Here is a 6558-nt window from a genome sequence, read left to right as displayed (position 1 = left end):
GATGGGCGGCTCTTTCAGCGGTTTTTGTCGTCTCCTACTGTGGCCGAAAAGGGGTAATTCTCAAGCGGCGCCAAGCAAAAAAGCCGGGGCGAAAACCCCTTGCGTTGCTGGAAAAACCGCCCTATACGCCGCCCTGTCGAAGTGTCGAAACAGGCGCGGACGTGAGACTTGAGCGGGGTCGGTAGTTTGCCGGCCCTGTTGTTTTATGTTCCGCAATGGCTCTTGTGACCAACCGAAACCCAAAGACCGGCGGAGACAACCGCACGGCCCGTATAAAACCAAACGTTAGGAAAACGACGCCACATGGCTAACACAATGGAAGAGTTTGAAGCACTCCTTAATGAAAGCTTCGAAATGGACACACCCGCTGAAGGGTCAGTTGTCAAAGGCAAGGTAATCGCAATCGAAGCGGGCCAAGCTATCATCGACGTCGGCTACAAAATGGAAGGCCGCGTAGATATCAAAGAATTCGCAAATCCCGGTGAAGAGGCTGAACTGGCCGTTGGTGACACTGTTGAAGTGTTCCTGCGCCAAGTTGAAAACGCCCGCGGTGAAGCTGTTATCACTCGTGAGATGGCGCGCCGTGAAGAAGCATGGGATCGTCTGGAAAAAGCATATGCTGACGAAGAGCGCGTCGATGGCGCAATCTTTGGCCGCGTCAAAGGTGGCTTTACTGTTGATCTGGGCGGCGCGGTTGCGTTCCTTCCCGGCTCTCAGGTTGACGTCCGCCCTGTGCGTGACGCGGGCCCATTGATGGGTCTCAAACAGCCATTCCAGATCCTGAAAATGGACCGTCGTCGTGGCAACATCGTTGTGTCCCGCCGCGCGATCCTTGAAGAAAGCCGTGCAGAGCAGCGCGCCGAAGTTATCGGCAACCTGACCGAAGGCCAGGAAGTTGACGGCGTTGTCAAAAACATCACCGAATACGGTGCGTTCGTTGACTTGGGCGGTGTTGACGGTCTGTTGCACGTCACTGACATGGCATGGCGCCGTGTGAACCACCCATCCGAGATCCTCACAATTGGTGAGACGATCAAGGTGCAGGTCATCAAGATCAACAAAGAAACACACCGCATCAGCCTTGGCATGAAGCAGCTGCAAGCTGATCCATGGGATGCTGTTGAAGCGAAGTTCTCTTTGGGTTCCGTCCATCAGGGCCGCGTGACCAACATCACCGACTACGGTGCATTTGTTGAGCTGGAAGCAGGCGTTGAAGGTCTGGTGCACGTATCTGAGATGTCTTGGACAAAGAAGAACGTACACCCGGGCAAGATCGTCTCTACTTCGCAGGAAGTTGAAGTCATGGTTCTGGAAATCGATAGCGCCAAGCGTCGCGTTTCCCTTGGTCTCAAGCAGACTCAGCGCAACCCATGGGAAGTCTTCGCAGAGCAGTTCCCTGAGGGCACTGAAGTTGAAGGTGAGGTCAAGAACATCACCGAATTCGGTCTGTTTGTTGGCCTCGAGGGTGACATCGACGGTATGGTTCACTTGTCCGACCTGACATGGGAAGGCCGCGGCGAAGACGTCATCGGTGATTTCCGCAAGGGCGACATGGTCCGCGCGAAAGTCGCAGAGGTCGACGTCGAGAAAGAGCGTATCTCGCTTTCCATCAAAGCGCTGGACGGTGATCCGTTCGCAGAGGCTGTTGGCGGCGTGAAGCGCGGTTCTGTCATCACTGTTGAAGTGACCAAGATCGAAGACGGCGGCATCGAAGTTGACTATGAGGGTGCAAAATCCTTCATCCGTCGCTCTGACCTGTCCCGTGACCGTGCCGAGCAGCGCCCGGAGCGTTTCGGCGTTGGCGACAAGGTCGACGTTCGTGTGACCAACATCGACAGCAAGACCCGCAAGCTGGGTCTGTCGATCAAAGCACGCGAGATCGCTGAAGAAAAAGAAGCTGTGGAACAGTATGGTTCCTCCGACAGCGGCGCATCCTTGGGCGATATCCTTGGTGCAGCGCTGAAGGGCGACGAATAGGTCTAAACGTCTAAGCTAAAAAGAACCCCCGCTGCAGGTGACTGCGGCGGGGGTTTTTGTTTGTTTAAGATGATGCAGCCAACCTTAGCGGTCTGGCCGCCAAAGCGATTTGGCAATCGTCGTATTCGCCCCATACCGGCTACGCACGGCGGCGGCAGCCTGCGAAAAGCGATCCAGAACCCGCACATCCGTGATGGCAAAGAAGTCATCGCGGCGATAGCGCACCGTACCCACATAGACCACATCAGCAGTCGGGTGGGTGGCGGTAACCAGCCCACCGGGCAGAACAATCGAGTCTGGACCCCAATCACTCAGGAAGAATTGGCCCGGCTGCATTTGCAGCGCTGTCCGTTCGACCTCAATGAAGAAGAGATCATCCAGCGGCACGGAATGCGTTTTGCCAACCCAGGGGTTACCCCACATGGACGGACGCACTTGTGTCCCGAATGGCAAAAATCCAGTCACAAGACGGTCACCGACGAGGTCCTCCGCAGAGCCAAACAAACTTTCCTCAACCGGGCGCATCATCCTCTGATCGGTGTTCAAACGCTGCGGTATTTTTGGCGTGATCTCAAAGGAGCCGACGATGATAACCTTGTCGGAACTGCGAGAAACATCCTCCGCCACGGTGTCAGTTTCAGGAATACAGGCGCTGAGGGCGGCCAGCAGAACAGCCGCCGCAGTGAGCCTGAAGGTTTTCGACATACCCATGCTACAGCCGATCCAAAGCGGCTTGCACCACAGGTCGCTGATCTTCGCCAACGAGCGGCAACAGGGTCTGAAGAATCTGGCGCTTGCTTGGCCCGGATGTCCGCTGCACGTCAAAGACACGCGGGCTGAACAGACCGGTCCGCTGCGAGACAATGGCGTAGCTTCCAAGGTCGTAAACGCCGCGTGAACGCACGGTCGTTGCAGCAATATCTCCGCCCTGGTTGCCAAAGTCATAAACGTTGATCGTGTTTCCACACAAGCCAATGCAGAACATCGCGTCAACGGTGCCAAGTTTGGTCGGGCCGGGTGCGATACCTTCATGATAGACTAAAAAGCCATCGCCGAGCTTTTCGACGCCCACGGGGTAAACGCCGCCGCCATCACCGGGTGCAAAGTTCCGGAATGAACCACCGACGACTTTGTTGCCACGTGCCTGTTCAACGTCCACCCAGACGTAGACAACGGATCTGTCGGAGAAATCGGTGATTTGGGGAGTTGCGCAAGCCGCCAATAGCGTCAGCCCAAAAAGTAGTAAAGTTGATCGGAGAAGTCTCATATTTTGTCCTTTGATCTCAGTATGCGGGTACGACCATTGGACGCTAGATGGGGATTGTGCCCCAATTGAGGCAAGATTGTTGCATAAATGGAACCAGTTAGGCGCCTGCCTGGGTGTTGTAGGTGCCGCTGGTTTCCGGATGGTCAGCGCGCTTTTTATGGTGGGCGAAAAACGGCGATTATCTTGATTTTCCGCGCGGTGTTTGATGCCAAGCTATTTCAGCGTCTTGCCGATGGGTTGAGACGTCGCAGATGGCGCGGCGCAGGGTGAAACCCTGACTGAAATGCGCCGAATCGCCACGCATGTGCGGAAAATCCTGCATTGCTGATTGGCGTGCAATCTGCCCTTAAACGCACTACCGGCGCGAAAAAAATCGCATTTGCGGCGTGTTCAGATGGAAAACGGTGTTTTCGCGCTATTTCACCAAGCCACTAAAATGCTTATAGTAATGCCGGAAGCAGGACCAAACACTGCTCATTACGACGACGCATGGTTGGGAGGCCAAAACATGATCCGTTCCGAACTGATCCAAAAACTTGCCGACGAAAACCCCCACCTTTATCAACGCGACGTTGAGAAAATCGTAAACACCATTTTTGAAGAAATTATCGAAGCGATGGCCGGTGGCGATCGTGTCGAATTGCGCGGGTTTGGCGCATTTTCGGTCAAAAAGCGCGATAGCCGCGTCGGACGCAACCCGCGCACTGGTGAAGCCGTCCAGGTCGAGGAAAAGCACGTGCCGTTTTTTAAGACAGGCAAGCTTTTGCGGGACCGTTTGAACGGCGCATAAATGCGAATGCGCTTGCGTCTGGCAGGCGGCATCCTATCTTTTGTGAGATGAGGCGACGGGTGAATTGCGGTTCACCCCTTTGGCAATCTGCGGTATGAGGATGGTATGAAAACGATACGCTATTCATTTTGGGCCATCGTTGGCTTGGCGCTGATCCTGATCGGTCTGGCCAATCGTGATATGGTGACCGTCCGGGCAATGCCGGAAGCCTTGGGTGAGCTGTTGAGCATTTCGCCTGATATGCAGCTTCCGCTTTTTGTCGTGATCTTTATCGGCGTTGGCGTTGGTCTGATGATTGGTTTTCTTTGGGAATGGGTGCGCGAGCATCGGATCCGTGCCGATGCCCGTGGCAAGGCGCGCGAAGTTGAAAGCCTCAAGCGCGAAGTTGACCAGCTGCGCGGTGCGGCGGCAACGGCAAACGGCGAAGACGACGTTCTTGCGCTGCTGGAAAAGACCGGCTGATGGCCGCGCCCTTGCGGGTGAAGATCTGCGGACTGCGCGACGTTACCAGCCTGGAGGCGGCTGTCGATGCAGGCGCGTCCTATGTGGGCCTTGTTTTCTTCCCCAAATCCCCGCGAAATGTTTCAATCGCGCAGGCGGCACTGATTGCGCAGGCCGCACCTGTTGGTGTTGCCAAGGTTGCTTTGGTTGTTGATGCGGACGACGCATTGCTGGATGCAATTGTTGCGGACGTCCCGCTGGATATTTTGCAGCTCCATGGAAAAGAGACGCCCGCGCGTGTTGCAGAAGTTCGCGCGCGTTACGGCTTGCCAGTGATGAAAGCGGTCGGTGTGGCGGATGAAACCGATCTCCCCAGGCTCGATCTTTACGCGAAAGTGGCGGACCAGATATTGGTGGATGCCAAGCCGCCCAAGATGGCTGACTTGCCTGGCGGCAACGGTCTTTCCTTCGATTGGCGGCTGATAGCGGGTCGCCGTTGGCCTGTGCCCTGGATGCTAGCGGGGGGGCTGACGCCGGACAATGTGGCTGAGGCGATTACCCTGACGGGGGCCACCCAAGTTGATGTCTCATCCGGTGTAGAAAGCGCGCCCGGCGTCAAAGACCCCGCCTGCATCCGCGCATTTTGCGAGGCAGTCAGCCGCACCTAATCGACTTTACCATTGCCCCGCATATCGTTACTTCTGGCGGGCGCGAAACGAATAGGTATCCCATGGCCAACGATCTTTTTAACAGCTTCATGACCGGTCCCGACGAAAAGGGCCGTTTTGGCGACTTCGGTGGACGCTTTGTATCCGAGACTTTGATGCCGCTCATCCTCGAACTGGAAGAGCAGTATGAATACGCCAAGACCGACGAAAGCTTCTGGGCCGAGATGCATGATCTGTGGACCCACTACGTTGGCCGCCCAAGCCCGCTTTATTATGCCGAACGCCTGACGGAGCATTTGGGCGGTGCCAAGATTTACCTCAAGCGCGATGAGCTGAACCATACCGGCGCCCATAAGATCAACAATGTACTGGGTCAAATCATCCTTGCCCGCCGCATGGGGAAAACCCGGATTATCGCCGAAACTGGCGCAGGTCAGCACGGTGTAGCGACCGCCACGGTTTGCGCGAAATTCGGCCTTCAGTGCGTGGTCTATATGGGTGCCCATGCTGTTGAGCGTCAGGCGCCCAATGTGTTCCGTATGCGCCTTTTGGGGGCGGAGGTCGTGGCTGTCACGTCTGGTCGTGGCACGTTGAAAGACGCGATGAATGATGCGCTGCGCGATTGGGTGACCAATGTGCGCGATACTTTCTACTGCATCGGGACCGTCGCGGGGCCGCATCCATACCCTGCGATGGTGCGTGATTTCCAAGCCATTATCGGCAAGGAAACGAAAGAGCAGATGCATGCTGCCGAAGGCCGTCTGCCCGATACGCTGATCGCCGCAATCGGTGGCGGCTCAAACGCGATGGGGCTGTTTTACCCCTTTCTTGACGACAAAGATGTGAACATCATCGGTGTTGAGGCAGGTGGCAAAGGCGTCAACGCCAAAATGGAACATTGCGCATCGCTGACGGGTGGTCGTCCGGGTGTTTTGCACGGCAACCGCACGTATTTGTTGCAGGACGATGTGGGGCAGATCCTTGAGGGGTTCTCGATCTCGGCGGGGCTCGATTATCCCGGTATTGGGCCGGAACACGCATGGCTGCATGATATTGGGCGCGCGCAATATGTCGCGATCACGGATGTCGAAGCGCTCGAAGCGTTCCAGCTTAGCTGTGCGCTTGAAGGCATTATTCCTGCGCTTGAGCCATCCCACGCCTTGGCGCATGTGATGAAGATCGCACCGGAATTGCCCAAGGATCACCTGCTGGTGATGAACATGTGTGGCCGTGGTGACAAAGACATCTTTACGGTGGCGCGGCATCTTGGCTTTGACATGAGCACCGAAAATACCGGCTAGGATAGATCCGGCGCTGCATAGCCGCGCAGCACATCAATCGGCACGATTTCCAGCGCGCGTACATGTGTGGCGTTCAGGTTGACTTGCGGCGCGCATCCCTCTTCATGTGCTTGC

Annotated in this window: 8 protein-coding genes; 5 read left to right on the top strand and 3 right to left on the bottom strand. The window is 56.1% G+C overall.

The features are described from left to right. The first annotated feature begins 303 nt into the window (after positions 1-303). Positions 304-1977, top strand: a complete 1674-nt coding sequence (gene rpsA, locus ACFDSS_RS03915; RefSeq protein WP_375254458.1) for a 30S ribosomal protein S1 — start codon at positions 304-306, stop codon at positions 1975-1977. Between the two features lie 84 nt (positions 1978-2061). On the opposite strand, the gene ACFDSS_RS03910 is transcribed toward rpsA, so the two are convergent. Both ACFDSS_RS03910 and ACFDSS_RS03905 read right to left on the bottom strand, forming a co-directional pair. Beyond that, entirely contained in the window at positions 2062-2682 is a 621-nt protein-coding gene (locus ACFDSS_RS03910; protein ID WP_375254457.1) for a hypothetical protein, read from the bottom strand. Between the two features lie 7 nt (positions 2683-2689). Continuing rightward, positions 2690-3244 carry a hypothetical protein gene (locus ACFDSS_RS03905; protein WP_375254456.1) on the bottom strand — a complete coding sequence of 185 codons (555 nt, stop codon included), beginning with the start codon at positions 3242-3244 and terminating at the stop codon, positions 2690-2692. 508 nt (positions 3245-3752) lie between these two features. Here ACFDSS_RS03905 and ihfB point away from each other — a divergent pair. The 4 genes from ihfB to trpB all read left to right on the top strand — a co-directional run bounded on the left by ihfB (position 3753) and on the right by trpB (position 6444). Continuing rightward, entirely contained in the window at positions 3753-4034 is a 282-nt protein-coding gene (ihfB, locus tag ACFDSS_RS03900) for an integration host factor subunit beta (protein WP_375254455.1), read from the top strand. A gap of 105 nt (positions 4035-4139) precedes the next feature. Next, positions 4140-4496 carry a LapA family protein gene (locus ACFDSS_RS03895; protein WP_375254454.1) on the top strand — a complete coding sequence of 119 codons (357 nt, stop codon included), beginning with the start codon at positions 4140-4142 and terminating at the stop codon, positions 4494-4496. Beyond that, complete coding sequence (locus ACFDSS_RS03890; RefSeq protein WP_375254453.1) at positions 4496-5143, top strand: phosphoribosylanthranilate isomerase; 648 nt, start codon at positions 4496-4498, stop codon at positions 5141-5143. The genes ACFDSS_RS03895 and ACFDSS_RS03890 overlap by 1 nt, the downstream gene beginning before the upstream one ends. A 62-nt stretch (positions 5144-5205) precedes the next feature. Further along, positions 5206-6444, top strand: coding sequence for a tryptophan synthase subunit beta (trpB, locus tag ACFDSS_RS03885; protein WP_375254452.1), 1239 nt, complete (start codon positions 5206-5208; stop codon positions 6442-6444). Here the strand turns inward: trpB and ACFDSS_RS03880 are convergent. Further along, on the bottom strand, positions 6441-6558 hold a 118-nt coding region (locus ACFDSS_RS03880; protein ID WP_375254489.1), incomplete at its 5' end, for a DUF2237 family protein. The genes trpB and ACFDSS_RS03880 overlap by 4 nt on opposite strands.

The organism is Yoonia sp., from assembly GCF_042093035.1.
Classification (GTDB): Bacteria; Pseudomonadota; Alphaproteobacteria; order Rhodobacterales; family Rhodobacteraceae; genus Yoonia.
The sequence above is the reverse complement of the archived record's forward strand: the minus strand, read 5'-3'. Positions and strand labels throughout refer to the sequence as shown.